Genomic DNA, 26,193 nt, shown 5'->3' with positions numbered 1-26,193 from the left:
GCTACTTTGGGACTGGGCCGTGGGGGACTGCGCCACGAAAACGGCCTATCTACTACGTTTAACCCTTAGGGGTCGACCATACCTGCCTTTTTTGAAAACTGGCAAGCTGTCTACCAGCGGTTTTGTTTTCACGAAATCTGGTGTGGTAGAGGGTGTTCAACTAAACGTAGTAGATAGGCCCATTTTATGGCGCGCGTCTTAATTCGTTCGTGCGGCGAATCAATAATCAGACCAAATAGACTACTTTGCGTTGATGCTGGCGATGAGGGCGTCGGCTTTGGTGGCGATGACGTTGTTGATGTCGGTCTGCAGCTCCTCGTAGACCGCTATGGCTCGCTCGCCGGCGGGGGTAAGCGTGGATCCGCGGGCGCCGTCGCGCTCGATGAGCTTGCAGCCCAGCTGTCCTTCGGCCTCGTTCACAATGCGCCAGGCCTTGGAATACGCCATACCCATGCTCTTGGCGGCACGGTTGAGCGAGTGTTCGTGGGCAATACCCTGCAGCAGCAAGACGCAGCCGTGACCGAACACGCCCGGCAGGTCTTTGTCGCACGCTTGAATGACCAACTTTGCCGTCGTCTTGTACTTCATACGCTCCACGTCTCCCCGCTAAAGTGTTTGCTGGGCAAACGCAAAGCCTGCGTCAAACCCTCGTGTGCTCTTCTTAAATCATGCATTGTAGCAGTCAAAGTGCGTTAAGATACTTCCCCAGTATTGGGCGCCCAAGGTTGGGCTGGGTCCTACGAGGCCTGCAGCCGACCGGTCGCATGGAAAAAGGAGAAACATGGCTACGTTCTTTCCCGGTGAGTCCCACACGTTTTCGGAGTATCTGCTGGTTCCTGGTTACTCGTCCTCGCAGTGCATCCCCAACAACGTCTCTCTTAAGACGCCGCTAACCCGCTTTAAGCGCGGTGAGAAGCCGGCAATCACCCTGAACATCCCCATGGTTTCCGCCATCATGCAGTCCGTCTCGGGCGTCGACATGGGTGTCGCGCTCGCTACCGAGGGCGGCCTGTCCTTCATCTACGGTTCTCAGACCCCCGAGTCCGAGGCCGCCATGGTCAAGGCCGTCAAGGATCACAAGGCCGGCTTTGTTCAGTCCGATTCCACGCTGACCCCCGACATGACCATGGAACAGGTCATCGAGCTCAAGGAGAAGACCGGTCACTCCACCATGCCGGTCACCGACGATGGCACCCCCAAGGGCAAGCTCCTGGGCATCGTCACCAGCCGTGACTATCGTCCCAGCCGCGATGACCACCAGAAGAAGGTCTCCGAGTTCATGACCCCGCGTGAGCAGCTTATCGTGGGCGACAAGAACATCAGCCTCAAGGTTGCCAACGACGTCATCTGGGACAACAAGCTCAACGCTCTGCCCATCGTTGACGACAACGATCACCTCATGGGCATCGTCTTCCGCAAGGATTACGACAGCCACAAGACCAACCCCAACGAGCTGCTCGACGGCGATAAGCGCTACATGGTCGGCGCCGGTATCAACACCCGCGACTATGCCGAGCGCGTGCCGCTGCTCGTCGAGGCCGGTGCCGACGTCCTGTGCATCGACTCTTCCGAGGGCTTCAGCGAGTGGCAGAAGCGCACCATCGAGTGGATTCGCGCCAACTACGGCGAGGACGTCAAGGTCGGTGCCGGTAACGTCGTCGACGCCGAGGGCTTCCGCTTTTTGGCTGACTGCGGTGCCGACTTCATCAAGGTCGGTATCGGCGGCGGCTCCATCTGCATTACCCGCGAGACCAAGGGTATCGGCCGTGGCCAGGCCACCGCGCTGATTGACGTCTGCCGCGCTCGCGACGAGTATTACGAGGAGACCGGCGTCTACGTGCCCGTTTGCTCCGATGGTGGCATCGTCTACGACTACCACATGACGCTCGCCCTGGCCATGGGTGCCGACTTTATGATGCTGGGCCGCTACTTCGCCCGCTTCGACGAGAGCCCGACCGAGCGCGTCAACGTCAACGGTCAGTATATGAAGGAGTACTGGGGCGAGGGTTCTGCACGTGCCCGCAACTGGCAGCGCTACGACCTGGGCGGTGCTGCGAAGCTCAGCTTCGTCGAGGGCGTCGATTCCTACGTTCCCTACGCTGGCTCCCTCAAGGACGGCGTGGGCGGCACGCTCTACAAGGTCAAGTCCACGATGTGCAACTGCGGCGCCCTCTCGATCCCCGAGCTCCAGGAAAAGGCACGCCTGACCCTGGTCAGCTCCACCTCCATCGTCGAAGGCGGAGCCCACGACGTAGTCGTGAAAGACTCCCAGCAGTCTGTGTCTTATCGATAAGCGGCTTTCCCAAGCACCGTACCTTGGACCTCAAACCGTCGCTCGCGTACCAAAGTACGCGTCGCTCCTCTTTCGGCCCAATCTGCGGCACTCGGAAAACCCGTTCATGCTAGGACGGGTCACAAACAAAGGTTGAGTATCAACCACGTTATTTAGATAAAGCGAGATGCCTGCAAGTCGCAGGCACCTCGCTTGTCGTATTTGCTATCATCAGTCAAGTTAACCTTAGGGTCGGTCGGCTTGGCTTTGTTCGCTACAAGTTCCGCACGCAAAGAAGAGCACTTAATGTGCTCTTCGTCTTGCGCAGGACTGTCCGCAGTAGCGAACAAAGCCAAGCCGACCGACCCCAGCTAAGATTAAAGGAGCTGATATGTGCGATTGCACAGATCATAAGGACGAGATCCCTGCCTACGACGCGCAGGCCATTGAGTCCAAGTGGATGAAGGCCTGGGAGGACTCCAACCTCTTTGCCGTCGACACTGACGACAGCAAGCCCAAGAAGTATGTGCTCGAGATGTTCCCGTATCCGTCGGGCGACCTGCACATGGGCCACGCGCGCAACTATACCATCGGCGATGCCATGGCCCGTCAGGCCCGCATGCGCGGCTACGACGTGCTGCATCCCATCGGCTTCGATGCCTTTGGCCTGCCCGCCGAGAACGCCGCCATCAAGCACAACACGCAGGCTGCCGCCTGGACGTATAAGAACATGGATCAGGCGCTTGCCACGATGAAGCGCATGGGCTTCTCTTACGATCTGGATCGCTTGGTCAAGACCTGCAGCCCCGACTATTACCGCTGGGGCCAGTGGATTTTCGAGAAGCTGTGGGAAAAGGGCCTGGTCTACCGCAAGAAGAACCCTGTCAACTGGTGCCCCACCTGCAAGACCGTTCTTGCTAACGAGCAGGTGACCGAGGGTAAATGCTGGCGCTGCGGCACCGAGCCCGAGAAGCGCGACCTTGAGCAGTGGTACTTCAAGATTACCGAGTACTCCCAGGAGCTGCTCGACGATCTGGAGAAGCTCCCCGGCTGGCCCGAGCGCGTTAAGCAGATGCAGGCCAACTGGATCGGCCGCTCCGAGGGCGCCGAGGTCGACTTTACCCTGTGTGACAAGAATGGCGAGCCCATCGAGGGCGACGAGGGTAAGATCACCGTCTTCACCACGCGTGCCGACACACTCTTCGGTGTCTCCTTCTTTGTCCTGGCTCCCGAGTACGCGCGCCTGCACGAGCTCGTCGAGGGCACGGAGTACGAGGAGGCCGTCACCAAGATCGTCGAGGACTCCAAGCATATCTCTGCCGTCGAGCGTGCCCAGGGCACCCTCGAGAAGCACGGTGCCTTTACCGGCCGCTACGTGGTGAACCCCGTCAACGGCGAGAAGATCCCCGTGTGGGTTGCCGACTACGTCGTGTCCGACTACGGCACCGGTGCCGTCATGGCTGTTCCTTGCGGCGACCAGCGCGACTTTGAGTTCGCCCGCAAGTATGACCTGCCTATTGTGCCGATCATCCTGGACGATGACGACCGCGCTGCCGTCGAGGCCAGCGGCGAGACCATCGATACCTTCCATGCCGAGACCGTCGACTGGGATTGCGCCCACGCTGCCGAGGGCACGCTCGTCCAGTCCGGCAAGTACACCGGCATGCGCGGTGGCAAGCACTCCGAGGGCGAGGCTGCAATCGTGGCCGACCTCGAGGCCATGGGCTGCGGCCGCCGCAAGGTCGAGTTCCGTCTGCGCGACTGGCTCATCAGCCGCCAGCGTTATTGGGGAAACCCCATCCCGGCCATCCACTGCGAGCACTGCGGCATCGTGCCCGTGCCCGAGGACCAGCTGCCGGTGACGCTGCCCGAGAACCTGGACCTGGGTGCCGGCGAGACCCTCGCCGAGTGCAAGGAGTTCTACGAGACCACCTGCCCGGTCTGCGGTCGCCCGGCCAAGCGCGAGACCGATACCATGGACACCTTCACCTGCTCCAGCTGGTACTACCTGCGCTATACCGATCCGCACAACACCGAGCTGCCCTTCTCCCGAGAGGCTGCCGATCGTTGGATGCCCGTCGATAACTACATCGGTGGCATCGAGCACGCCATTCTGCACCTGCTCTACAGCCGCTTCTTTACCAAGGCGCTGCGCGACCTGGGCCTGCTGACCGTTGACGAGCCCTTCACCAACCTGCTGTGTCAGGGCATGGTCAAGGACGAGAACGGCGACACCATGTCCAAGTCCAAGGGCAATGTTGTGCCCCCGAGCTCGGTTATTGAGCCCTACGGTGCCGACACCATGCGTCTGGCGATCCTGTTTATCGCCCCGCCAGAGAAGGACTTCGACTGGGATCCCAAGGCCGTCGAGGGCGCTAACCGCTTCATTAAGCGCGCCTGGCGTATCGTGTGGCAGCTCGTCCAGTCCGGTGACGCCAACTTGGCCTTCGACAAGTCCGCGCTCGACGAGGTCGCGATGAAGCTTTATCGCGAGCGTCACCGCACCATTGCCAAGTGCACCGAGGACTTTGACCGCGGCCAGTTCAACACCGCGATCTCGGCCGTCATGGAACTCGTCAACGCGGCGAGCGCCTACCTCAATGCCGCTGAGGGCGCTTCCCGTGACAAGGCGCTGTGCTACGGCGTGGCCAAGGATATCGTGAGCGTCCTTGCCCCCATCTGTCCGTTCTGGGCCGACGAGCTGTGGCATGAGGCACTCGGCTGCGAGGGTAATGCCTACACCGCCGCCTGGCCCGAGTTTGACCTGGCCGAGTCCATCGAGGACACGGTGCAGATCGTCGTACAGGTGCTCGGCAAGGTCCGTGGCCGCATCGACGTCGCCCGCGACGCCTCCAACGAGGAGATGCAGGCTGCCGCCGAGGTCGCCGTTGCCAAGTGGCTTGAGGGCAAGACGGTCGTCAAGGCCATCTGCGTGCCCGGCAAGCTGGTTAACCTGGTGGTCAAGTAAGCGCTGCGCGCATAGCTGACATCAACAAGCGAGGGGCGATTCCGTAGGGAGTCGCCCCTCTTTTTGGTTAAGGACACTTGCGACAACACCCAATTATCCATTTCTTGTGGAGAACCTGTGCTCACGCTGACCTGCGGGTTTGTGTTGTGGTTGCACGTTTGTGCAGGTATTGGTATAGTTTGCTTGCAAATGAAGTTGTAATTGAAAGAAGTGGGGTTTCGGCCCCGCTTCTTTTTTGTATGGATGGAGGTGCCGCAATGGTCAAGACCAAGACCGAGCAGGCGATCATCGACGCGCTCGAGGCCGTTGCTCCCCAGCACGATGTCGGCATCGTCGACGTCGAGCTCGTGGGTGCCACCAAGGCCCCCTGCGTGCGCGTGCGTATCGAGGGTGCCGAGGGCCAGGGCCTGTCGCTCAATGACGTCACGGCCAACACCAAATGGGTCGGCGACGTGATCGAGGAGCTCGACCCCATCTCTTCGAGCTATACGCTCGAGGTGTCGAGCCCGGGTATGGCGCGCCCGCTTCGCCGCCCGCGCGACTTTGCCCGCTTTGTGGGCGAGAACTGCGAGCTCACCTCCACCGCCACCGAGGGCCGTCGCAAGTACGCCGGCAAGATTGCCGCCGCCACCGAGACGAACGTGACCCTCGAGCTCGAGGACGGCGAGTCCGTTACCCTCGATTTCTCTGATGTTAAAAAGTGCAAGTTGAAGCCCACCTATGACTTCAAGCCCGCGAAGGAAGGAAAGTAAGATGGCAGCATCCGACATGATGTCCGCCCTGATGGAGCTTTGCCAGGAGAAGCACATCGACCAGCTCTACCTGATCGACCGCCTGGAGCAGTCGCTCGCCAAGAGCTATGCCGAGATCCTGCATCTTGAGTGGGGCGCCAAGGTGACCATCGACCGCACCACCGGCAAGATCTACGTCTACCGTCTGGAGCCGATCGACGATTCCATGGACGAGGAGGGCAACTTCACCGAGTTCGAGGAGATCGACGTCACCCCCAAGAACACGAGCCGCATCGCCGCCCAGCACGCCAAGGCCGAGATCAACGCCATCGTGCGCAACTCCGCCCGCGAGCAGATCTACGAGGAGTTCTCCGGCCGCATCGGTGACCTCATCAGCGGTACTGTGCTGCAGTCCACGCCCGACTTCACGATTGTCAAGATTCGCGAGGGCGTCGAGGCCGAGCTTCCGCACTTCGACCAGCGCCGTTACGAGAACGAGCGCAACGAGCGTCCGATGGGCGAGCGCTACCTGCACAATCAGCACATCAAGGCCGTGATCATCGACGTTCGCGACCCCAACTCCAACCTGCAGCCGGTTCGTGGCGAGCACAGCCGTCCGCCGATTGTCATCTCCCGTACCCACCCCGAGCTCATGCGTCGTCTGTTTGAGCAGGAGGTGCCCGAGATCTATGAGGGCACCGTCCAGATCAAGTCGATCGCCCGCGAGCCCGGCCAGCGCTCCAAGGTCGCCGTCCACTCGCTCGACGATCGCCTGGATCCCGTTGGCGCCTGCGTCGGCCCCAAGGGCAGCCGTGTTCGCGCCGTCGTGGGCGAGCTCCGTGGCGAGCGCGTCGACGTCATCCTGTGGGATGCCGATCCGGCCGTCTACGTCGCCAACGCCCTGTCGCCTGCTAAGGTCACCCGCGTTCTTATCGACGAGGAGAAGGCCTACGCCGGCGTTATCGTGCCCGACGACCAGCTGTCCCTCGCCATCGGCAAGGAGGGCCAGAACGCCCGCCTCGCCGCGCGCCTGACCGGCTGGCACATCGACATCAAGTCCGAGACCCTTGCCGCCGACATCCTCAAGAACGTTCCCGTTCACGAGGAGCCCGCCGCCGACCTGATCGGTGACGAGGAGGACGAGGACGTCCGTCGCTGCGAGTTCGTGTCCGAGGACGGCATCCAGTGCCGCAACCAGGCCCGTCCCGGCTCCCGTTTCTGCGGTGTCCACGACACCGACGCCTTCGATGATGCGGAGGACCTGATCTAGCGCGCGGTCGCGCCGGGCAGGTCCCGGCGCATACCCCACGCTCGTTCAGTCTCTAGGCACCTAAGGTGCCAGAAAGGGTAGGTGAAGTCATATGGCAAAAGTCCGTGTGTCCACCCTGGCCAAAGAGTTCGGCATGACCTCCAAGGAACTGATGGGTCATCTCGCCGAAATGAAGATTCCCGCTAAGTCCGCTTCCTCCGCTCTGGAGGACGCCTACGTCGCTATGGTCCGCAAGCAGCTCGCCTCGGTGATCGAGGCCCGCGCCCAGGAAGTCGAGGCCGCCAAGCAAGCCGAGGAGCAGGCAGCCGCCGCCGAGGAGGCAGCACGCGCTGCCGAGGCCGAGCGCGAGCGCATCGCCGCCGAGAAGGCACGCGAGGAGGAGCGCCGCCAGTTCGCCGCCGCCCAGGCTGCCGAGGAAGCCGCCCGCGCCGAGGCCGAGGCCAAGAAGAAGGCCGAGCAGGAGCGTCTTGCTCGCGAGAAGGAGGAGGCTGCCCGCGAGGCCCAGCGCCGCGCCGTTCCCGCTTCCGACTCCGGTTCGCGCTTCCGTTCGCTGCTCGACCAGATCGCCGCACAGGAGACCGTGCTCAAGGAGAAGAAGGACGCCGAGCAGAAGGCCAAGGCCGAGCGCGCTGCCGAGCGCGGCAACCGTCGTGGCGGCAACAACGACCGTCGCGGTGGCCGTCGTAACGATCGCAACGCCTCCGACAACAACTCCGACCGCAACGCCTCCGAGAGCCGTCCCCACAGCCATCGCACCAATGCCAGCAACAACGTCGCTGCCGGCATGGACTTCCCCAACCCCGACAAGCAGGGTAAGGGCAAGAAGCGCAAGGGCGGTCACAACAACGAAGAGGACCACTACAGCCGCATGGCTCGCGAGGCCGAGGAGTACAGTCGCGAGAAGGTGCTCGAGGAGGCTCGTGCCGCCGTCGAGGAGGCCTCTCGCGAGTCCACTGGTCGCCGCAAAAAGCGCAAGGAGAAGCGCGAGCGCGAGGCCGCAAAGGCTCAGGAAGAGCGCAAGATTGAGGAGGCGCTGGCCCAGGGCGTGAACCCCGAGGACCTCGACGCCATCAAGGTCTCCCAGGGCGTTACCGTCCAGGAGCTCGCCGAGGCGCTCGACGTTCCGGCCAACGACATTATCAAGCGCCTGTTCCTGCTGGGCACACCGCTTACCATGACGCAGTCCATGTCCGACGACCTTGTCGAGCTCGTTGCCGACGACTTGGGCCGTCAGATCAAGATCATCACCCCCGAGGAGGAGAACACCTTCTCGTTCTACGACGATCCCGCCGACCTTAAGCCGCGCGCCCCGGTCGTCACCGTCATGGGCCACGTCGACCACGGCAAGACGAGTCTCCTCGACGCCATCCGTCACACCGGCGTCGCTGCCGGCGAGGCGGGCGGCATTACGCAGGCCATCGGCGCTTCGCAGGTCATGATCAATGACCGCAAGATCACCTTCATCGACACCCCCGGCCACGCCACCTTTACGGCCATGCGTGCCCGCGGTGCCAAGGTGACCGACATCGTCATTCTGATCGTGGCTGCCGACGACGGCGTCATGCCCCAGACCATCGAGTCGATCAACCACGCCAAGGCCGCCGGTGTTCCCATCGTCGTCGCCGTCAACAAGATCGATAAGCCGGGTGCCAACCCCGACCGCGTGCGCCAGGAGCTCACCGAGTACGGCATCATCCCCGAGGAGTGGGGCGGACAGAACATGTTCGTCAACATCTCTGCCAAGCAGAAGATCGGTATCGACGACCTGCTCGAGACCGTCCTGCTCCAGGCCGACGTGCTCGAACTCAAGGCCAACCCTGATACGTTCGCTTCGGGCAACGTCCTCGAGGCTAAGCTCGACAAGGGCCGCGGATCGGTTGCCACGGTGCTCGTGACCCGCGGTACCCTGCACGTGGGCGATACGCTGGTCGCCGGCCTTACCTACGGCCGCGTCCGCGCCATGCTCGACCCCAAGGGCAACGCCGTCACCGAGGCCGGTCCCTCCGACGCCGTCGAGATTCTGGGCCTGCAGTCCGTCCCCAACGCCGGCGATGAGTTCCGCGTGTTCGAGGACGAGCGCGAGGCTCGCGCCCTGGCCGACGAGCGTTCGCTCAAGGCCCGCATCGAGGAGCAGAGCCGCGTGAAGCATGTGACGCTCGAGAACCTCTTCGAGACCATCGCCGACGCCGAGGTCAAGGAGCTCAACCTGATCATCAAGGCCGACGTCCAGGGTTCTATCGAGGCCCTTCAGGACTCCCTCGACAAGATGGACCAGTCCGAGGTGCGCATCAACACGATCCACTCCGCCGTTGGCGCCATCAACGAGACCGACGTCGTTCTGGCCGACGCCTCCAACGCCATCATCATCGGCTTTGGCGTCCGTCCCGACGGCAAGGCCCGATCCGCCGCCGAGCGCGAGGGCGTCGAGATCCGTTGCTACGACGTCATCTATAAGTGCCTCGAGGACCTCGACGCAGCCCGTATCGGCATGCTCAAGCCCACCGAGGTCGAGGTTTCCACGGGTACCGCGACCGTTCTGGATACCTTCAAGGTGCCCAAGGTCGGTATCGCCGCCGGTGTCCGCGTCGAAGAGGGCGAGATCGCCGCGACCGATTCCGTGCGCCTGGTGCGCGACGGCATCGTGGTCTTCAACGGTAAAATCGCCTCGATGCGCCACTACAAGGACGAGGCCAAGAGCCTTAAGAGCGGCTCCGAGGGCGGTATTGGCCTGGAGAACTTCCAGGACATCAAGCCTGGCGACACCATTGAGGGCTACCGCATCGACCAGGTTGCCCGTACCGAGTAGGGGGTAGCGCTATGAAGCAAACGCAGGCAACCCGCCGTTTGGGCGAGCAGCTTCGCGAGAAGCTCGGTTATATCCTGCTCTTTGAGGTTTCCGATCCGCGTCTCGACCTGGTCACCCTGACCGCGGTCGAGGTCGCGGTGGACCGTTCGTTCGCGCGCGTGTACGTGTCGTGCGACGCGAGCCGCTACGACGAGGTCATGGAGGCGCTCGCCAGCGCCAAGGGCCGCATCCGTAGCCTGCTGGCCCGCTCGCTCGATTGGCGCGTCACGCCCGAGCTCGATTTTCGCATCGATCGCTCGACCGATGAGGCTGAGCGCATCACGCGCGCGCTGGAAAACGTTCCCGCCACGCTTGCGATCGAAAAGGACGAGGACGGCTATCCAATAGCGGATGCCGCCCAGGAGGCAGCTTTAGATGAGTAATTCCGCCGACCTCGCATCGTGCGAGTCTGCAGATATTCAGCGACGCATCCTTGAGCTCATCGAGGGTGCGTCCTCCATTGCGATTTCGGGACATACGTCTCCCGATGGTGACGCCCTGGGCTCCGTGCTGGGTCTGGGCCTCTCGCTTATGAAGTTTTTTCCCAACAAGGACATTGCCCTGCTGCTGGCAGACGATGACCCGGTTCCGCGCATTTACCGCTTTATGGAGGGCGCCGACCGTCTGGTGCCGGCATCTGCGTATGCCGGCAATCCGGACCTGTTTATCTCGGTGGACGTACCGGTCGTCGAGCGTCTGAACAACTCCGCCGAGGTGCTCCGCCGCTCGTCGCATGTGGTGTGCTTCGATCATCATCCGGCGCGCGAGGAATTTGCCGAGCTGAGCCTGAGGTGCGTCGACGCCGCGGCCTGCGCCATGATTATCGACCGCTTTTTGGACAATTGCGGCATTGTGGCTCGCGATGGTGTCGCGACCTGCCTGCTGTGCGGCCTGGTGACCGATACCGGTCGTTTTCAGTACCAAAACGCCGATGCCGCTGCGTTCCATGCCGCCTCGCGCCTGGTCGCGCACGGTGCCGATCCGGCGCGCGTTGCGCTCGAAGTCTACCAGAGCATGCGCGTAGAGTTCTTACATCTCAAGTCCATCGTTATGGGCCGCATCAAGACAGTGGCGCACGGTCGCGTGGCATATAGTTATGCGTACCAGAGCGACCTCGAGGCCTGCGGCGTCACTTCGGACGAGTGCGACGGCCTGGTCGATGTGGTGCGTTCGGTGATGGGTGTGGAGGTCTGTCTGTTCCTAAAGGGCATTGAGGGCGATACCAAGGTGCGCGGCAACCTGCGCTCCAAGGGCGACCTCAATGTTTCTGAGATCGCTGCTGCTTTTGGCGGTGGCGGGCATCCCGCGGCCGCCGGTTTCTCTAACAACGGAACGATTCTCGAGACGCTCACCGCGGCACTCCCCATGCTGGCCGAGCTGGTAGGGGAGGATCCCGCTTCGGTGAACGTCGAGCTCTAACATTTTGGATGGTACATGGCTCGTCGTACGCCTTCTCAATTGAATATGCTGCTCGCCGTCGATAAGCCGGTGGGCTGTACGTCCCACGACGTGGTATCGCAGTGCCGACGCGCCCTCCATGAGCGACGCGTCGGCCATGCCGGTACGCTCGACCCCATGGCCTCGGGCGTCATGGTGGTGGGCGTGGGCCAGGCGACCCGTCTGCTGGGTATGCTAACCCTCGATACCAAAAGTTATGTCGCCGACATTTCGTTTGGCGTCGAGACCAATACCGATGACGCCGAGGGCGAGGCCGTCCGTACGGTGCCCGTTGCCCCCGAGCTGCGCGATCCCGCTTACGCCCGTGAGCAGCTGGCCGCTATGCTGGGTCCGCAGATGCAGGTGCCGCCGGCGTTTTCGGCCATCTCGGTCAATGGCGTTCGCGCCTACAAGTCTGCTCGCGAGGGCAATGCGGTGGACCTACCTCCGCGTCCCGTCGAGGTCTATGCCGCCGACCTGATCGCCGTGGGCGGCGAAGGTGATACGTGTGTGTGGACCGTGGCGTTTTCGGTAAGCAAGGGCACCTACATTCGCGCGCTCGCTCGCGACCTGGGTCGCGCCTGCGATAGTGCTGCGCATATTTCCGCGCTGCGCCGCACGGCCTCCGGTGTTGTTTCCATTGGCGCCTGTCATGCGGTCGAGGAGCTTTCTCCCGAGTCCGCGGCTGGCTTTGCCCTGGATCCCATTGCGGCCCTGGGCGCCACGCGTGTTGACTTGCCGGGCAATCTTGCCGACGACCTGCTCTGCGGCCGACGCATTCCCGTTGAGCGTGCGCTTGCCGATTTCGATACCGCGAAGGCGCCTTTTGCGTTGGTGCTCGATGGGGGACTCAAGGCGCTCGCCCGCATTGAGAGTGGCCGCTTTGTCATGGAGCACGTGTTTCCGCAGGCAATCGGCGGTGTTCGATGATGTTGTCCGTTCGCGAGCTCGCGCGTATCTTTTTCGCGGGCGAGTCGGACGAGGCTCGCATCGTTGCTGCCGATGCATTTGATGGGTGCGAGCACTTGGGTGCTGCCTCCATCGCCATTGGTGTTTTCGATGGTGTGCACCGTGGACACCAGGAACTCATCGAAGCGCTTGTCTGTGATGCCCGTGCCCATGGCTGTAAGGCGGTCGTGGTCACTTTCGATCCCGACCCGGACGTCGTGGTGAGCCCTTCGCCCGCTCAAAAATTGATGACGACGGCCGACCGTCTGCATGCCCTTGCTCAAACCGGGGTCGATGCAGTGGTGGCCGTTCCCTTTACGCCTGAGGTTGCGGCGCTCGACCATGTCGGTTTTCTCGCACTGTTGTCACGCGTGGTCGACATTCGTTCGATTCGCGTTGGCAGCGATTTTAGGCTGGGTCGCGGCGGTGCTTCTGGTGTTGCCGAGATGCGCGCCTGGGGTTCCGAGCGCGGAGTTGACGTGTATGGTCACGACCTGCTTTGCGAGGGCGGCGAGGCCATTTGCGCCACCCGCATTCGTCACGAGCTGGGACAGGGCCATGTGGGGCTTGCTGCTGGGTTACTCGGCCGCCCGTATATGGTGCGCGGCGGTGTTATTCGCGGCCGTCACGAGGGTTCTGGCATGGGCTTTCCCACGGCAAACCTGCAGGTTCCCGACGGCATTCAGGTGCCTGCCGATGGTGTGTATGAGGGTCTGGTGCTCGTCGATGACATCGCGTGGCCCGCTGCCGTTAATGTCGGCCTGCCGCCGACGTATGCCGACGATGTCGCTTCATCGCATCTCGAGGCTAATTTAATTGGTTATACGGGCGACCTGTACGGCGCTTCCGTTTCGCTGGCGTTTACGCGCTGGCTGCGTCCGTCGCGCGTGTTCGATTCGCTGGATGAGTTGATCGCGACCGTCGAGGGTAATATCGAAGATATTCGTCACAACTTGGGCGAGCAGGGGGTGAGTGTCCGTGATTAGCGATGAGGAAAAAGACCAGGTACGCGCTGCGTCCGACTTAGTCGCCATCGTGCAGGAAACGGTTGAGCTCAAGCCCCGCGGCCATGAGTTTTGGGGTTGCTGCCCTTTTCATGGCGAAAAGACTCCGTCCTTCCACATTATTCCCGCCACGCAGGTGTGGCATTGCTTTGGCTGCGGCGAGGGTGGCGACGTCTTCACCTATATCATGAAGCGCGAGAACCTGAGCTTTCCCGAGTCAATCCGTTATTTGGCCGATCGCGCGGGTATTGAGCTGCACGACACCGGAGACCGCCGCGAGCGCGGTACCAAGCGTGCCCGCATCTACGATCTGTGCGCCGAGACCGCCCAGTTCTATCACACCATGCTTATGCGCGGTAAGGACGGCCGTCCGCGCGAGTACTTTGCCAGCCGCGGCATGGGTGGCGACGTCTGCCGTCGCTACTGCCTGGGCTTTGCACCGGGCCGCAACGCGCTGGTGTCGCACCTGTCCCAGGCGGGTTTTACCCCGCAGGAGATGATCGACGCCAACGTTGCCGTGAGCCGCGGGCGCGGGCAGCTTGCCGACCGCTTCTACGACCGCGTGATGTTCCCCATCTTTGACGAGCAGGGTCACAACATTGCCTTTGGTGGTCGCATCATGGGTGACGGCCAACCCAAGTACCTCAATACCGCCGAGACGAGCGTGTTTCATAAAAAGCGAAACCTCTACGGCTTTAATTGGGCCAAGGAGTTTATCGTCGCGCAGGATACCGCCATCGTGGTGGAGGGCTATACCGACTGCATCGCCTGTTGGGAGGCGGGGATTAAAAACGTTGTCGCCACGCTGGGCACCGCGCTCACGGAGCATCACGTCAAGACGCTCACCCGCTTTGCTAAGCGCATCGTGTATATGTTTGACGGCGATGCCGCCGGTCAAAAGGCCGCTCGCCGTGCGATTCAGTTTATCGAGCAGGATTCTATGGACCTGCGCTGCGTGGTGCTGCCCGACGGTAACGATCCCATGGAGTTCATCACGGCGCACGGCGGAGGGGAGCTGCAGAAACGCATTGACGCCGCCGAGCCGCTCATGGACTTTGTCTACCGTTCGCTTCAGGAGTCGAGCGACATCTCCACGCCGGGCGGTCGTGCCAAGGCGCTGGAAGATGCGCTGACGCTTATCTATCCGCTGCGCGACAGCTATATGATCGACACGTACTTTATCCAGATTGCCGACCTGTTGGGTTTGGATCTGGAGACAGTGCGTGCGAGCTCGGGCCGTGTGTTTCGCGATGTAGCCAAGCGCGAGGATGCGGAACGACGTCGTGAGCAGAACTATGAGCGCCAGCGGGCACAGGCTGAGCGCTCTGGTAGCGCGGGCGGTCGGACGTCTGGTTCGCAGGGGGCATCTCGCGGTGCTTGGGCATCGGGCGCGACGCCGCCGGTGTTCGCGCCGGTCGAAGAAGAGCCGTATGACTACGTCCCGCTCGATGCCTACGGCGCCGCGCCCGTGGAGGTCGTCGACGACCTGCCGCCGATCGACGCGCCTGATGGTATGGGTGCTGTACCTGTGACTGATGGTTCGGGTGCTCCGGCTGCGGCGGCGCCGATGGTTCTTACTGATCTTGAGCGTAAGTCCTTGGCAGGGGAGCGTGAGCTGCTGACCATGCTCACGAGCTACCCCGACCTGTTCCGCACGTATGCCGACCGCATCTGCTCTATCGAGTGGGTTGACCCACGTCACGAGTCCATCGCATGGGCCGTTCTGGCAACGCCGCCGGGAACCGATCCTGCAGCCTGCATGGATGCGGCGCGCTCGGTGTGTCCCGAGGCGGCAACGCTTGTGAGTGCCGGGCACATCTCGGCGACGAGCAAGCACCCCACCGAGACGAACATCGTGTTTATGCTCGATACGCTCGAGCTCTACACCATCAAGCGCCGCATGCGTGCCGCACAGGCCAAGCTGCGCCAGGACCGTTCGCTAGACGATGAGGCCCGTCGCGCGCTGACCGTGCAGGCCGCGCAGGATTCGCAGCGTCAACGCGAACTGCAAAAGTCGATCGGCGGCGTGGCGGACCCGTTCCGTTTGATCGGTCTGGAGGCCGCAGACGCCGAATAGGCCTAGATGTTGTGGTCAACCAGCGTATTCTCGCCTATATCCTGTCCTCTTTTTGGGTATAGACGTCGATGTGTGTGCTAAAGTATTGAGTCCTGTGGACTATGAAGGGAGAATCTGTGCCAAAAAAGACTGAGAGCACGGGTACTGGGCTGGAATCCTACGTTGCAAAGCTCATGGGCAACGGCTCAAACAGGACTTCGGTAACCGAGGACGAGATTCAGGTCGCCCTGAAGGATATCGATGTTTCTGACGAGCAGCTCACCGCGGTGTATTCTGCGCTGCGCAACAGCGGCATCCAGATTATCTCCGCGAGCGGTAACGACGACGCCCCCATGGACGTCGACGATGACGATAACGATACCGATACCGACGATTTCGATGACGACGACGAGCACGATTCCGGCTCGCTCGACGATCACGAGCTCAAGATGGCCCGTCAGGCCGATGCCGAGATGGGTTCTTCCAAGAGCAAGAAGAAGCGCACCGTGCGCACGTCCCGTTCACGCTCCCGCGTGCGTGGCATCGATGCCTCCACGGTGATGCTGACCGGCGATCCGGTTCGTATGTACCTCAAGGAGATCGGCAAGGTCGACCTGCTGACCGCCTCCGAAGAGGTCGATCTGGCCATGAAGATCGAGGCCGGTCTTGAGGCCACCGAGAAGCTCGAGGCTGCCGATGCCGGTGAGCTCGAGCTCACGCGTGCCGAGATGCGTCGTCTTACGCGCATTGAGAACGTTGGCCTCGAAGCCAAGCAGGCGCTCATCAGCGCAAACCTGCGTCTGGTCGTCTCCATCGCCAAGCGCTATGTCGGCCGCGGCATGCTGTTCCTTGACCTGATCCAGGAGGGCAACCTCGGTCTGATTCGCGCCGTCGAGAAGTTCGACTACCAGAAGGGCTTCAAGTTCTCCACGTACGCCACGTGGTGGATCCGTCAGGCCATTACGCGCGCTATCGCCGACCAGGCCCGTACCATCCGTATTCCCGTGCATATGGTCGAGACTATCAACAAGCTCGTCCGCGTGCAGCGCCAGCTCCTTCAGGATCTGGGTCGCGACCCGACCCCCGAGGAGATCGGTGCCGAGATGGACATGAGCGCCGACCGCGTCCGCGAGATCCAGAAGATCTCGCAGGAGCCCGTGTCGCTCGAGACCCCCATCGGCGAGGAAGAGGATTCCCAGCTGGGCGACTTCATCGAGGACTCCCAGGCTATCGTTCCGCCCGATGCTGCCAGCTTCTCCATGCTGCAGGAGCAGCTCACCCAGGTGCTCGACTCGCTTGCCGATCGTGAGCGCAAGGTTATCGAGCTGCGCTTTGGCCTTGTCGACGGGCATCCCCGCACGCTCGAGGAGGTCGGTCGCGAGTTTGGCGTCACGCGCGAGCGTATCCGCCAGATCGAGTCCAAGACTTTGGCCAAGCTCCGCCACCCCAGCCGCAGCAGCAAGCTCAAAGACTACATCGAGTCTTAGGGTTATGGCGTTCTACCGAACGCCGTAACTGGCCGACGCTGCAAACCCGCCAGAGCGGCAATCTGCCTTTCAACTTCGGCGGCATGACCAAAAGGTCAATGCCGCCTTGTTTCAAGGCACCTTGCTCGCTCTGGCGGGTTTTCGCTCATATGACCCAATCCGCTGTCAAGAGCCACAATGGCCCCGCCGACCGCTTGCAATCGGTCGGCGGGGCCTGCCGTTAACCCGTCCCGGTCCGCCCCCGGCATGTCATCGACGCCTTCGGCTCAGTCTCATATCCGCGGATACCGTTCTGTCGGCCCGCACTCCATTCCTTCGGCGGGGTTCCCCAAGTCTGTCGAGGCGCATGCGGAGGGCTCCGCGCGCACAGCGAAATAGGGGGTATCCCCGAAGGCCGCCCGGCTCGCCGGGGCGGGGGCTATGTCTATTCCGCGCCCTCCCGGCACATCATGCCGAGGGCCCAGAGCCACCTCACGAGCTCGGCCGCGGTGGCCGCGTTAGCCTTCGCCTGGGGCATGCCGCGGGCGAGCATCTCCTCGCGCCGCCGCAGGAGCCGCTCGGACCCCTTCCTCCCGTGCATCCTTATCTCGAGGGGCACGCCCGTGTCCCTCGGCATGAGCTTCGGCTGGTGCCGCGCCGCGGCGTAGCACCATGAACCCTCAACGGCCAGCTTCCTCACGAGCGCGTTGCCCGCACCGCTGATGCCTCCGAGCCGCACGGAGTCGCCGCTCGACCTCTGACTCGGCGCGAGGCCGAAATAGGCCGTGACCTGCCTTCCGGAACGGAACCTCGTGAAGTCGCCGACCTCGGCCGAGAAGGCTGCGGCCAGCGCGAAGGCGCAGCCCTTGATCGACTGGAGGGCGGCCACCTCCGCGGCGATCGGGCTGGCATCCACGGCCGCCCTGTACTCGGAGAGCAGATCCGCCCGGGCCTCCGCCGCGGCCTCGACCTCGCTCCTCAGAGCGGCGAGCGTCCGAACCCCGCCATCGTCCTCCGGCCTGACCTTGTCGAGCCACCTCAGGAAGTCGTAGGTCCAGTACTTCCTCGGGTTGCCGGCGGGCGTGGTGCCGCCGTAGGCGAACCCTCGCTTTGCGAGGAAGGCGAGCAGCCGCTGCTTGGCGGTCGCCAGGCGCGCGGTCGCCCCGTCGTAGGCGCCGGCGAGGTCCCTGATGCCCTCGACCTCGGGGGAGGGGACCCATACGGGGGAGATGTCGTGGGCGAGTATCGCCTTGGCCATCCTGGCGGCGTCGTTCCTGTCGTTCTTGGAGGCCGAGTCGGCGGCCGACCTGGGGATCTTCGAGACCGCGGCGACGACACACTCGACGCCGAGCCCGGCGAGCTCCCTCTGCGGGGCGAAGCCGGGGTAGCCGCTCTCGTAGGCCGCGAGCGACGGCCCGGGGAACCCACCCATCCACCCGGCGATCTCGCCCCAGGGGTTGCCGGGGAACCTCCTCGTCACGGCCTCGCCGGTGTCCGCGTCGAGGGCGCAGACGGTGGTCGACCTCAGGTGGACGTCCATCCCGAACGCGGTAGAATACTTTGGCATGGGAGCCTCCCAACCTCGTTGCGGCGCGGCTGCGCCTATGGCACTTCAACATCATTGTCGCAGCCCCGACCCGCGGTCACGAGCGGGGGCTCCTATCTTTTTAGTGCCCTCGGATTGGGTCATAGTGTCTGTCCGTCCTCTATCTGCGGCGTTGCTATGGCTGTCAGTTGTGCGACAGTTTGGGGGTGGTTATTGGGGACAGACTTAAATGAGTATGGTGCCCGCTCGCTGGCATTGTCAAAACATCGGCGTTTCCGTTGCCGGTGCCGGCAGTTAGGCCGTCCCCAAGGGATCAAGGCGAGAAAATTTCTCAAAAAAGTTCTTGCCCTGTGCCGATTCGTCCGTATAATAAACTTCGTTGCTTGAGAGCACGCACCTATTCCTCGGTAGCTCAATGGTAGAGCACGCGGCTGTTAACCGCGCTGTTGTAGGTTCGAGTCCTACCCGGGGAGCCAGAATTTCTCAGCCCATTCCGCTGGGCTTTTTAATTCCTCGGTAGCTCAATGGTAGAGCACGCGGCTGTTAACCGCGCTGTTGTAGGTTCGAGTCCTACCCGGGGAGCCAGAATTTCTCAGCCCATTCCGCTGGGCTTTTTAATTCCTCGGTAGCTCAATGGTAGAGCACGCGGCTGTTAACCGCGCTGTTGTAGGTTCGAGTCCTACCCGGGGAGCCAGGTTGTAGAACCCGTCGCTTATGCGGCGGGTTTTTTCATGCCGCGACCACTTGACTCGAACGTTGCCATATCAACATTTCGTGTCGAGGATGTAATCCCGCGACCCACCACCTCAACATGGCGCGGTCGTTGTAGAATATTGCAATGATTGCTCCCACGACATGGTGCCGCGAGCACCAGATAAGGAGATTCTTGTGTCTGAGACCATTAACGGCAGCCTGAGCGTCTCGAACGACGTTATTGCCGATATTGCCGGTTATGCCGCGATGACGTGCTACGGCGTTGTCGGAATGGCTGAGCAGCTCCAAGGCGCCGAGAGCGTGCGCCTGCTTGCCGGCCAGCGCCTCCGCAAGGGCGTGCTTGTCTCCGCCGACGAGAACGGCCTTACGGTCGATCTTCACGTCGTGCTCGAGAACGGCGTCAACATGAAGTCCGTCTGCCACAATCTTTCGAGCTCCGTTGCCTTCACCCTGCAGGAGATCGCCCAGATCGATCCCGCCAGCCTTAAGATCGGCATCCATATCGACGCGCTCAAGAGCCGTCTGAACTAGCATCCGAAAACGGAGATTCAAATACCCATGATTGCAAAGACCATTCGCACCTGTTTTCCGATCGCTGCGGCTGCCGTTTCCGACAAGGCCGAGGAGATCAACAAGCTCAACGTCTTCCCCGTGCCCGACGGCGACACCGGCACCAACATGTCGCTCACGCTCGCCTCGGTGACCAAGGAGCTCTCCGCCCTTCCCGCCGATGCCGACATGGAGGCCATTGCCGGCGCCATCACCCACGGCTCCCTGATGGGCGCCCGCGGTAACTCCGGCGTCATTACCTCGCAGATCCTGCGCGGCGTGGCCGAGGGCCTTGTCTCCGCCGACGAGCCCATTACGTCCGCCAACATCGCCTTCGCCTTCCGTCGTGCCGTCAAGGTGGCCTTCCAGGCCGTCCGCAAGCCCATCGAGGGCACGATCCTCACGGTGCTGCGCGATGTCTCGACCAAGGCCGACGAGTGCGAAAAGAAGAAGTTCTCGGCCGAGGATGCGCTCGACGCTATCGTCGTCGAGGCCTACCAGTCCGTCGCACGCACGCCCGACCTGCTGCCCGTCCTCAAAGAGAACGGCGTGGTCGACTCCGGCGCCTTCGGCTTTGCCATCTTCCTGGAGAACTTTGTGGCTGCAGCACTTGGTCGCAGCACCGTTGTCGAGGATTTCTCCGCTACGTTCGATTCCGCTGGCTCTGCACGCGATGCCGCTCTTGGCCGCGTTGAGATCGAGGCCAACGACGATTGGGAGGGCTCGGAGTTCCGCTACTGCAACGAGTTCCTCTTTAAGGCCGACGCCCCGTTTGACGAGGATGAGTGCCTTAAGTTCCTGGGTTCCATGGGCGACTGTGAGCTACTCGTGGGCGCCTACCCCGATTACAAGATCCACGTGCACTCCAACACCCCCAACCTGGTGCTCGAGCACATGCTTCAGCTTGGTCAGATCTACGAGGTCTTTATCCACAACATGGAGATGGAGGCCCACGACCGTACCGCCAAGATCCACGAGGATCAGGAGAAGGCCGCCGAGCCCGCGAAGGCCCTGGGCTTTGTCGCCGTTGCCGCCGGTTCGGGCGAGGCCGATATCCTCAAGTCCCTCGGCGTCGACGTGATCGTGTCGGGTGGTCAGACCATGAACCCCTCGACTGCAGACCTGCTGGGCGCTGTTGACCAGGTCAACGCGACCTCGGTCATCATCCTGCCCAACAACGGCAACATCCGCATGGCCGCTGAGGCCGCTGCCTCAGCCTGCACCGACAAGAAGGTCGCCGTCGTTCCCACCAAGACCGTTCCGCAGGCCTTCTCCGCGCTGTTCGCGGTCCTGCCCGATTCCGAGCTCGAGGATGCCGTCGCCGCTATGGTCGACGCCATCAGCGAGGTCCGCGATGGCGAGGTCACCCGCGCCGTGCGCGACTCCAGCGCCTCCGACGGCTCGCCGATTCACTCCGGTGACGTCATGGGTATCATTGCCGGTTCCATCGACGTGGTCGGCTCCGATGTGAAGCAGGTCACGCTCGACTGCATCAACCGCATGCAGGAGGAAGAGGAGGGCGACGCACTGACGATTCTGGCTGGCGAGGAGCTGTCCGATGAGGCCTTCCAGGAGATTGTCGACGCCATTGAGGAGGCTCAGCCCGATTTGGAGGTCGACGCCCATCGTGGCGAGCAGCCGCTCTATCCCGTGATCTTCTCGATCGAGTAGGCAACTGCCCATGTCCGAGCTGTGCTCCGTGCCGCGCGTCTCGGAGCGCTTTGCCCAGAGCAATGCGCTCGACGAGGATATCGCGCGACTCAAATATGTTTCGGGTAAACGTGAGGAGGCCCTTCGCCGTCTGGGAATTCGGACGGTGGGGGACCTCCTTCTCCATATCCCTCATCGATACCTTGACTTTACGCGCTCCTGGTCCATCGAGATGGCGCCCATCGGTACCGTGTGCACGATCGTCGCCACGGTTGACCGTATCGTCCAAAAGCAGCCTCGCCCGCGTATGCAGGTGACCGAGGTCTCGCTGGTGGACGAGACGGGCGTGCTGCAGGTCGCCTTTTTCCGCCAGCCCTGGATTGCCCAGCAGCTTAAGCAGGGCGACCGCCTGGCCGTGATGGGCAAGGTTGAGTTTGCCTACGGTTTTAAGCAGATGGCCTCGCCGCACTTTGAAAAGCTAGAGGAAGGGCGTGCCGCGGGTACTATCCTGCCGGTCCATTACGTGAGTGATGGCGTGAGCCAGGCGTGGATGCGCCGCATCGTAAGCGGCGCGCTCGAGGTCGTCGGCAATCCCTTTGATCCCATTCCGGCACCGCTGCGCGTTAAGCGTCGCCTGATGAGCAATGCCCGCGCGCTGCGCTCAATCCACTTTCCATCGAGTATGGCTGAGCGCGATATCGCACGCGCACGGCTTGCCTACGAGGAGTGCCTCTACCTGCAGCTGGCGCTGCGTCTGCGCAACGACGGCGGCCTGGTCGATGTGGCGCCCTATGCCCACACCGCGGGCGAGCACCTGGCCGTGCTCAGGGAAGCCCTGCCGTTTTCGCTGAGCGACGAGCAGGAGGCCGCGTTCCAAGACATCCTGCATGATATGTGCGATGGCGGGCGCGTGATGAACCGGCTGCTGCTGGGCGATGTCGGTACCGGCAAGACCGCCGTTGCCGCCTGCGCGCTGGCTGTGGCTGCCGATAGCGGCACCCAGGCCTGCGTTATGGCGCCCACGGGCGTGCTGGCGCGCCAATATGCCGATAAGACCGGCCCTCTACTCTCGCAGGCCGGCATGTCCTGGGCGCTTCTGACGGGTGCCACGCCGGCCTCTGAGCGCGAGCAGATCCATGCTCAGCTGGAATCGGGCGAGCTCGACGTCCTCTTTGGAACCCACGCGGTCCTTTCGGATGACGTTACGTTCAAGCATCTGTCGCTCGTGGTCATCGATGAACAGCACCGGTTTGGCGTCGGCCAACGCAACGCCCTGCGCGCGAAGGGCCCCGGTGCCGATCTGCTCGTTATGACGGCAACGCCCATCCCGCGTACGCTGGCGCTTTCGGTCTACGGCGATCTGGACACGAGCATCATCCGCCATCGGCCCGTCCCTGGCGCTGGCGTGACGACACGCGTACTCACCGAGTCGAGCCGTGACCTTGCCTATGGAGCCATCCGCGAGGCGCATGAAAAGGGTCAGCAGGCCTACGTGATTTGCCCGCTCGTGGAGCCGAGTGACTCGGCCGATGAGCTGGAAGACGTGCCCGGTATTGCCCGCGACGATGAGGGCCGCGTAACCGTCCCCGTGCCGCTGCACGATACGGCGACCGAGCTCGATCGCCTGCGTCTGGCGTTGCCGGGTCTTGCCATCGAGCGCCTTCACGGCCGTATGCCAGCGGGGGAGAAGGACCAGGTTATTGATGCCTTTAAGCGTGGCGAGATTGACGTGCTCGTCTCGACTACGGTGGTCGAGGTGGGCGTCGACGTGCCTAACGCCACCGTCATGGTCATCGAGAACGGCGAGCGCTTTGGCTTGGCGGCCCTGCACCAGCTGCGCGGTCGCGTGGGCCGCGGCAGCGTGTCGGGCACCTGCTTGGTCATGACGCACTCCAAGGGCAACGGCGGCGCGTCGGCGGCGCAAGATCGTCTGCAATCGCTCGAAAAAACCTCGGATGGCTTTACGCTCGCCCAGATGGACCTGCGTCTGCGTCACGAGGGCGAAATCCTGGGCTACCGTCAGCACGGCGGCGTGACCTTGCGCTTTGTGGACCTGGACGCCGATGAGGACCTTATCGAATGGGCCCATTTGGACGCGGTCGAGCTCTTGCGGTATGCTTGCAACCTTGACTCCGTGGCGACGCGCCCCCTGCGCGATGCGGTCGCCATGCGATATCGACACATTTTTAAGGAGGTCAGCGGAGGATGAGAATCATCGGCGGCGAATGGCGCGGTCGTAAGATCGAGGAGCCCCGTGGTCGCGATGTCACCCGCCCCACGACTGATCGCGTGCGCGAGGCGTGCGCATCTATGGTCATGTCGGCATTCGACTTCGATTTGGACGAGGTCCGTGTGCTGGACGCCTTTGGCGGCTCTGGTGCCTTAGGGTTAGAGATGCTCTCTCGTGGGGTCCGCTCGCTCACGACGTTTGAGATCGATCGCAACGCCGCGCGGCTCATTACAAAGAATATCGAGTCGCTCTGCCGTGACCGTGCGCGTTGGCGCGTGGTCACGGGCGACATGCTGGCGAGTGCCTCGCGCGGTCGTGTGCCGGGCGGCCCCTTTGATCTGGTCCTGCTCGACCCGCCCTATGCTTTTGGCGCCGAGCCGGTCGAGGAACTGCTGCAGAACCTGGCTCAGCAGGGTCTGCTTGCGTCTGGCGCTTACGCCCTGTTTGAGCATGCCGCCGCCGATGCGGGCGCGCATCCGGCAGGCTTTGAGACTGTACGTGAGAAGCGCTACGGCATTACCTCGGTCGACCTGCTTCGTTGGGTCGGCGATGACGACGGTGAGGGCGATAGTGCCGGCGCAGATGCCGAGAACAACGATGCCACGACGTTTCAGGAGGACGCCCATGAGTGACACCATCAACCGCGTGATCGTCCCGGGCACCTTCGATCCCATCACGTTTGGCCATATCGACGTCATCCGCCGCGCCCGCCGCATCTTTCCCAGCGTGATCGTCGCTGTTGCCGAGTCGCAGGGTAAAAACGGTGTGGGCACCACGTTTACGCTCGATGAGCGCGTGGCGCTGGCCCGCGAGGCGCTCGGTGATATCGACGGCGTTGAGGTCCTGCCCTTTACCGGCCTCTTGGTCGACTTCGCTCGTGAGCAGGGGGCGGGGGCCGTGGTCAAGGGCCTGCGCGCCATGACCGACTTTGAGTACGAGCTGCAGCAGGCCGACCTCAACTATCGCTTGGATAACGAGCTGGAATCCATTTTTGTCATGAGTGCGCCGCAGTACGGCTATATCTCGAGCTCGGTCGTTCGCCAGATCGCCTCGCTCGGCAGCGATGTATCGACGTTTGTCCCGTCCAACGTGGTCGAAGCGCTCAAACATCGCTTTTCGTGACGTTTCTTATTGCCTGGTGGCATGTGGTAAACTAGCACGATGATATGTTACCTATGAAAGGAGACCGGATGCCGGGCGAGAATTTTCCTGGCGATAGGATCGTCAGCTTGGTCGATGAGCTCGAAGGGCTGATCGAGGAAGCCAAGCCGCCTTTCGGCAAGAACGCTCAGTTCAAGGTCATCGACGCCGACGTGTTCTTCAACATCCTCGACGAGATCCGCATGAGCTATCCCGAGGAGTGGCAGAAGTCCCGCCGTATCCTTAAGGAGCGCGAGGAGCTTATGGCTTCCGCCGCCGCCCAGGCCGATTCCATCATCGCCGACGCTCAGCAGCAGGCCCTCACCATTGCCGGTGAGCAGGAGATCGTCCGCCTTGCGCAGCAGCAGGCCGACGACATCCGCGATCGTGCCCAGCAGTACGAGCGCGAGACGCGTTATGCTGCCGAGGACTACGCAGAGCAGGTCTTTACGCACCTGGAGGAGAACCTCAAGAGCCTGACCGGCACCGTTACCCGTTGCCGTCAGCAGCTCAACGAGGGTGCCGCCCAACAGAACGGTCAGTGGTAATGGCTGAGTTCCCGAGCGTTACCGTCGATCTTTCCGAGCAGCTCGAGTTTCCCGGAGATTCGTATCCGCTGACCGGTAAGGTCGATGTCTCCACCTACACGGTGGGCGAGAAGGAGTACCAGCTTCAGGACGGCATCGACTACGACGTTGTCTTTACCAATGCCGGTACCGGTGTCTTGCTCACGGGCATGGTCCGCGCGCACGCCACCGGCGAGTGCGACCGTTGCCTGGAGCCCGCCTCGTTTGATATCGCCGGCGAGATCGAGGAGTTCTACCTCTTTGAGGAACCCGAGGATCCCGAGGCCTACGAGGACGGCTACGAGCTCCTGGGTGAGGACCGTATCGTCGATCTGGGTGAGCCCATCAATGACGCGGTCGTTATGGACACCCCGTTTGTGGTGCTCTGCAAGCCCGATTGCCGCGGTCTGTGCCCCACTTGCGGCTGCAATCTCAACGTCGAGCAATGCGATTGCGCCGCCCAGGCAGAGGCAGAATGGGCCGCTGCCACGGAAAATCCATTTGCAGCATTGAAGAATCTCAAGCTTGATGAGTAAAACTGTGGTAGTATCGCTACTTGCGCGTAATCGCCACACTGGATAGTTCATAAGGAAGGTCACTATGCCCGTACCTAAACAAAAGCAGGGTCGTATCCGCACTCACACCCGTCGTTCCGCCAACATGAAGATCTCGGCTGCGGCTCAGTCCACGTGCCCCCGTTGCGGCGCTGTCAAGCTTCCGCACCACGTGTGCCCCAGCTGCGGTTTCTACAAGGACCGCGAGGTTATCGTTACCGAGTAACGGTATACTCTGGATGCGATG

Annotated in this window: 21 protein-coding genes and 3 tRNA genes; 22 read left to right on the top strand and 2 right to left on the bottom strand. The window is 62.4% G+C overall.

Annotation, left to right across the window (positions count from 1 at the left end):
• Window positions 1–240: 240 nt before the first annotated feature.
• Entirely contained in the window at window positions 241–588 is a 348-nt protein-coding gene (locus tag DW645_RS00690) for a winged helix-turn-helix domain-containing protein (RefSeq protein ID WP_117862100.1), read from the bottom strand.
• A 193-nt stretch (window positions 589–781) separates the two neighbouring features.
• Here DW645_RS00690 and DW645_RS00685 point away from each other — a divergent pair, with 193 nt between their 5' ends.
• From DW645_RS00685 to rpoD, 11 genes are all read left to right on the top strand, one after another.
• On the top strand, window positions 782–2,293 hold the full coding sequence (locus tag DW645_RS00685) for an IMP dehydrogenase (protein WP_118225814.1): 1,512 nt from the start codon (window positions 782–784) through the stop codon (window positions 2,291–2,293).
• A 370-nt stretch (window positions 2,294–2,663) separates the two neighbouring features.
• Window positions 2,664–5,240: a leucine--tRNA ligase gene (gene leuS / locus DW645_RS00680; protein ID WP_118225813.1), complete on the top strand. Its 2,577-nt coding sequence runs from the start codon at window positions 2,664–2,666 to the stop codon at window positions 5,238–5,240.
• A gap of 257 nt (window positions 5,241–5,497) precedes the next feature.
• Complete coding sequence (gene rimP, locus DW645_RS00675) at window positions 5,498–5,992, top strand: ribosome maturation factor RimP (protein ID WP_118225812.1); 495 nt, start codon at window positions 5,498–5,500, stop codon at window positions 5,990–5,992.
• 1 nt (window position 5,993) lies between these two features.
• Complete coding sequence (nusA, locus tag DW645_RS00670; protein ID WP_022094169.1) at window positions 5,994–7,241, top strand: transcription termination factor NusA; 1,248 nt, start codon at window positions 5,994–5,996, stop codon at window positions 7,239–7,241.
• Between the two features lie 91 nt (window positions 7,242–7,332).
• Window positions 7,333–10,047 (top strand): translation initiation factor IF-2, encoded by a 2,715-nt coding sequence (gene infB / locus DW645_RS00665; RefSeq protein WP_118225811.1) that lies wholly within the window; start codon window positions 7,333–7,335, stop codon window positions 10,045–10,047.
• A gap of 11 nt (window positions 10,048–10,058) precedes the next feature.
• Complete coding sequence (gene rbfA, locus DW645_RS00660) at window positions 10,059–10,469, top strand: 30S ribosome-binding factor RbfA (protein ID WP_117647311.1); 411 nt, start codon at window positions 10,059–10,061, stop codon at window positions 10,467–10,469.
• Window positions 10,462–11,505: a bifunctional oligoribonuclease/PAP phosphatase NrnA gene (locus DW645_RS00655; protein ID WP_118225810.1), complete on the top strand. Its 1,044-nt coding sequence runs from the start codon at window positions 10,462–10,464 to the stop codon at window positions 11,503–11,505. Before rbfA ends, DW645_RS00655 begins: the two co-directional genes overlap by 8 nt.
• 15 nt (window positions 11,506–11,520) lie before the next feature.
• Window positions 11,521–12,453, top strand: a complete 933-nt coding sequence (gene truB, locus DW645_RS00650) for a tRNA pseudouridine(55) synthase TruB (RefSeq protein WP_118225809.1) — start codon at window positions 11,521–11,523, stop codon at window positions 12,451–12,453.
• A complete protein-coding gene (gene ribF / locus DW645_RS00645) occupies window positions 12,450–13,457 on the top strand; it encodes a riboflavin biosynthesis protein RibF (RefSeq protein ID WP_233540675.1) in 1,008 nt (335 codons plus the stop codon). The genes truB and ribF overlap by 4 nt, the downstream gene beginning before the upstream one ends.
• On the top strand, window positions 13,444–15,552 hold the full coding sequence (gene dnaG / locus DW645_RS00640; protein WP_233540674.1) for a DNA primase: 2,109 nt from the start codon (window positions 13,444–13,446) through the stop codon (window positions 15,550–15,552). Before ribF ends, dnaG begins: the two co-directional genes overlap by 14 nt.
• Before the next feature lie 116 nt (window positions 15,553–15,668).
• On the top strand, window positions 15,669–17,018 hold the full coding sequence (gene rpoD, locus DW645_RS00635) for an RNA polymerase sigma factor RpoD (protein ID WP_055286388.1): 1,350 nt from the start codon (window positions 15,669–15,671) through the stop codon (window positions 17,016–17,018).
• Window positions 17,019–17,442: 424 nt separating this feature from the next.
• Here rpoD and DW645_RS00630 read toward each other — a convergent pair whose 3' ends face one another.
• Window positions 17,443–18,564, bottom strand: coding sequence for an IS110 family transposase (locus DW645_RS00630; protein WP_118225808.1), 1,122 nt, complete (start codon window positions 18,562–18,564; stop codon window positions 17,443–17,445).
• 380 nt (window positions 18,565–18,944) lie between these two features.
• On the opposite strand from DW645_RS00630, the gene DW645_RS00625 reads away from it, so the two are divergent.
• The 11 genes from DW645_RS00625 to rpmF all read left to right on the top strand — a co-directional run bounded on the left by DW645_RS00625 (window position 18,945) and on the right by rpmF (window position 26,172).
• A tRNA-Asn gene (locus DW645_RS00625) sits at window positions 18,945–19,019 on the top strand.
• Between the two features lie 34 nt (window positions 19,020–19,053).
• Window positions 19,054–19,128 (top strand) — tRNA-Asn (locus DW645_RS00620).
• A 34-nt stretch (window positions 19,129–19,162) separates the two neighbouring features.
• A tRNA-Asn gene (locus tag DW645_RS00615) sits at window positions 19,163–19,237 on the top strand.
• Window positions 19,238–19,398: 161 nt separating this feature from the next.
• A complete protein-coding gene (locus tag DW645_RS00610) occupies window positions 19,399–19,788 on the top strand; it encodes an Asp23/Gls24 family envelope stress response protein (RefSeq protein WP_187361832.1) in 390 nt (129 codons plus the stop codon).
• Between the two features lie 27 nt (window positions 19,789–19,815).
• Entirely contained in the window at window positions 19,816–21,477 is a 1,662-nt protein-coding gene (locus DW645_RS00605) for a DAK2 domain-containing protein (protein WP_118225807.1), read from the top strand.
• Between the two features lie 10 nt (window positions 21,478–21,487).
• Window positions 21,488–23,665 carry an ATP-dependent DNA helicase RecG gene (gene recG / locus DW645_RS00600; RefSeq protein ID WP_118225806.1) on the top strand — a complete coding sequence of 726 codons (2,178 nt, stop codon included), beginning with the start codon at window positions 21,488–21,490 and terminating at the stop codon, window positions 23,663–23,665.
• Window positions 23,662–24,318, top strand: a complete 657-nt coding sequence (rsmD, locus tag DW645_RS00595) for a 16S rRNA (guanine(966)-N(2))-methyltransferase RsmD (protein WP_118225805.1) — start codon at window positions 23,662–23,664, stop codon at window positions 24,316–24,318. Before recG ends, rsmD begins: the two co-directional genes overlap by 4 nt.
• Window positions 24,311–24,808: a pantetheine-phosphate adenylyltransferase gene (gene coaD / locus DW645_RS00590; RefSeq protein WP_118225804.1), complete on the top strand. Its 498-nt coding sequence runs from the start codon at window positions 24,311–24,313 to the stop codon at window positions 24,806–24,808. Before rsmD ends, coaD begins: the two co-directional genes overlap by 8 nt.
• Before the next feature lie 68 nt (window positions 24,809–24,876).
• On the top strand, window positions 24,877–25,374 hold the full coding sequence (locus DW645_RS00585; protein ID WP_040358176.1) for an ATPase: 498 nt from the start codon (window positions 24,877–24,879) through the stop codon (window positions 25,372–25,374).
• Window positions 25,374–25,928: a DUF177 domain-containing protein gene (locus DW645_RS00580; RefSeq protein WP_118225803.1), complete on the top strand. Its 555-nt coding sequence runs from the start codon at window positions 25,374–25,376 to the stop codon at window positions 25,926–25,928. Before DW645_RS00585 ends, DW645_RS00580 begins: the two co-directional genes overlap by 1 nt.
• 64 nt (window positions 25,929–25,992) lie before the next feature.
• Window positions 25,993–26,172: a 50S ribosomal protein L32 gene (gene rpmF / locus DW645_RS00575; RefSeq protein WP_022094017.1), complete on the top strand. Its 180-nt coding sequence runs from the start codon at window positions 25,993–25,995 to the stop codon at window positions 26,170–26,172.
• Window positions 26,173–26,193: the final 21 nt, after the last annotated feature.

It is taken from the genome of Collinsella sp. AM23-17, from assembly GCF_003470945.1.
In the GTDB taxonomy this organism is placed as follows: domain Bacteria; phylum Actinomycetota; class Coriobacteriia; order Coriobacteriales; family Coriobacteriaceae; genus Collinsella; species Collinsella aerofaciens_O.
The sequence above is the reverse complement of the archived record's forward strand: the minus strand, read 5'-3'. Positions and strand labels throughout refer to the sequence as shown.

Excerpts from the sequence above, each read along its gene's own strand:
- rpmF (WP_022094017.1), top strand. The coding sequence starts at position 25,993 with ATGCCCGTACCTAAACAAAAGCAGGGTCGTATCCGCACTCACACCCGT.
- DW645_RS00690 (WP_117862100.1), bottom strand. The coding sequence starts at position 588 with ATGAAGTACAAGACGACGGCAAAGTTGGTCATTCAAGCGTGCGACAAA.
- DW645_RS00585 (WP_040358176.1), top strand. The coding sequence starts at position 24,877 with ATGCCGGGCGAGAATTTTCCTGGCGATAGGATCGTCAGCTTGGTCGAT.
- rsmD (WP_118225805.1), top strand. The coding sequence starts at position 23,662 with ATGAGAATCATCGGCGGCGAATGGCGCGGTCGTAAGATCGAGGAGCCC.
- DW645_RS00610 (WP_187361832.1), top strand. The coding sequence starts at position 19,399 with ATGGTGCCGCGAGCACCAGATAAGGAGATTCTTGTGTCTGAGACCATT.
- recG (WP_118225806.1), top strand. The coding sequence starts at position 21,488 with ATGTCCGAGCTGTGCTCCGTGCCGCGCGTCTCGGAGCGCTTTGCCCAG.
- DW645_RS00655 (WP_118225810.1), top strand. The coding sequence starts at position 10,462 with ATGAGTAATTCCGCCGACCTCGCATCGTGCGAGTCTGCAGATATTCAG.
- nusA (WP_022094169.1), top strand. The coding sequence starts at position 5,994 with ATGGCAGCATCCGACATGATGTCCGCCCTGATGGAGCTTTGCCAGGAG.
- coaD (WP_118225804.1), top strand. The coding sequence starts at position 24,311 with ATGAGTGACACCATCAACCGCGTGATCGTCCCGGGCACCTTCGATCCC.
- rbfA (WP_117647311.1), top strand. The coding sequence starts at position 10,059 with ATGAAGCAAACGCAGGCAACCCGCCGTTTGGGCGAGCAGCTTCGCGAG.
- infB (WP_118225811.1), top strand. The coding sequence starts at position 7,333 with ATGGCAAAAGTCCGTGTGTCCACCCTGGCCAAAGAGTTCGGCATGACC.
- rimP (WP_118225812.1), top strand. The coding sequence starts at position 5,498 with ATGGTCAAGACCAAGACCGAGCAGGCGATCATCGACGCGCTCGAGGCC.
- leuS (WP_118225813.1), top strand. The coding sequence starts at position 2,664 with ATGTGCGATTGCACAGATCATAAGGACGAGATCCCTGCCTACGACGCG.
- DW645_RS00605 (WP_118225807.1), top strand. The coding sequence starts at position 19,816 with ATGATTGCAAAGACCATTCGCACCTGTTTTCCGATCGCTGCGGCTGCC.
- DW645_RS00685 (WP_118225814.1), top strand. The coding sequence starts at position 782 with ATGGCTACGTTCTTTCCCGGTGAGTCCCACACGTTTTCGGAGTATCTG.
- ribF (WP_233540675.1), top strand. The coding sequence starts at position 12,450 with ATGATGTTGTCCGTTCGCGAGCTCGCGCGTATCTTTTTCGCGGGCGAG.
- truB (WP_118225809.1), top strand. The coding sequence starts at position 11,521 with ATGGCTCGTCGTACGCCTTCTCAATTGAATATGCTGCTCGCCGTCGAT.
- DW645_RS00580 (WP_118225803.1), top strand. The coding sequence starts at position 25,374 with ATGGCTGAGTTCCCGAGCGTTACCGTCGATCTTTCCGAGCAGCTCGAG.
- DW645_RS00630 (WP_118225808.1), bottom strand. The coding sequence starts at position 18,564 with ATGCCAAAGTATTCTACCGCGTTCGGGATGGACGTCCACCTGAGGTCG.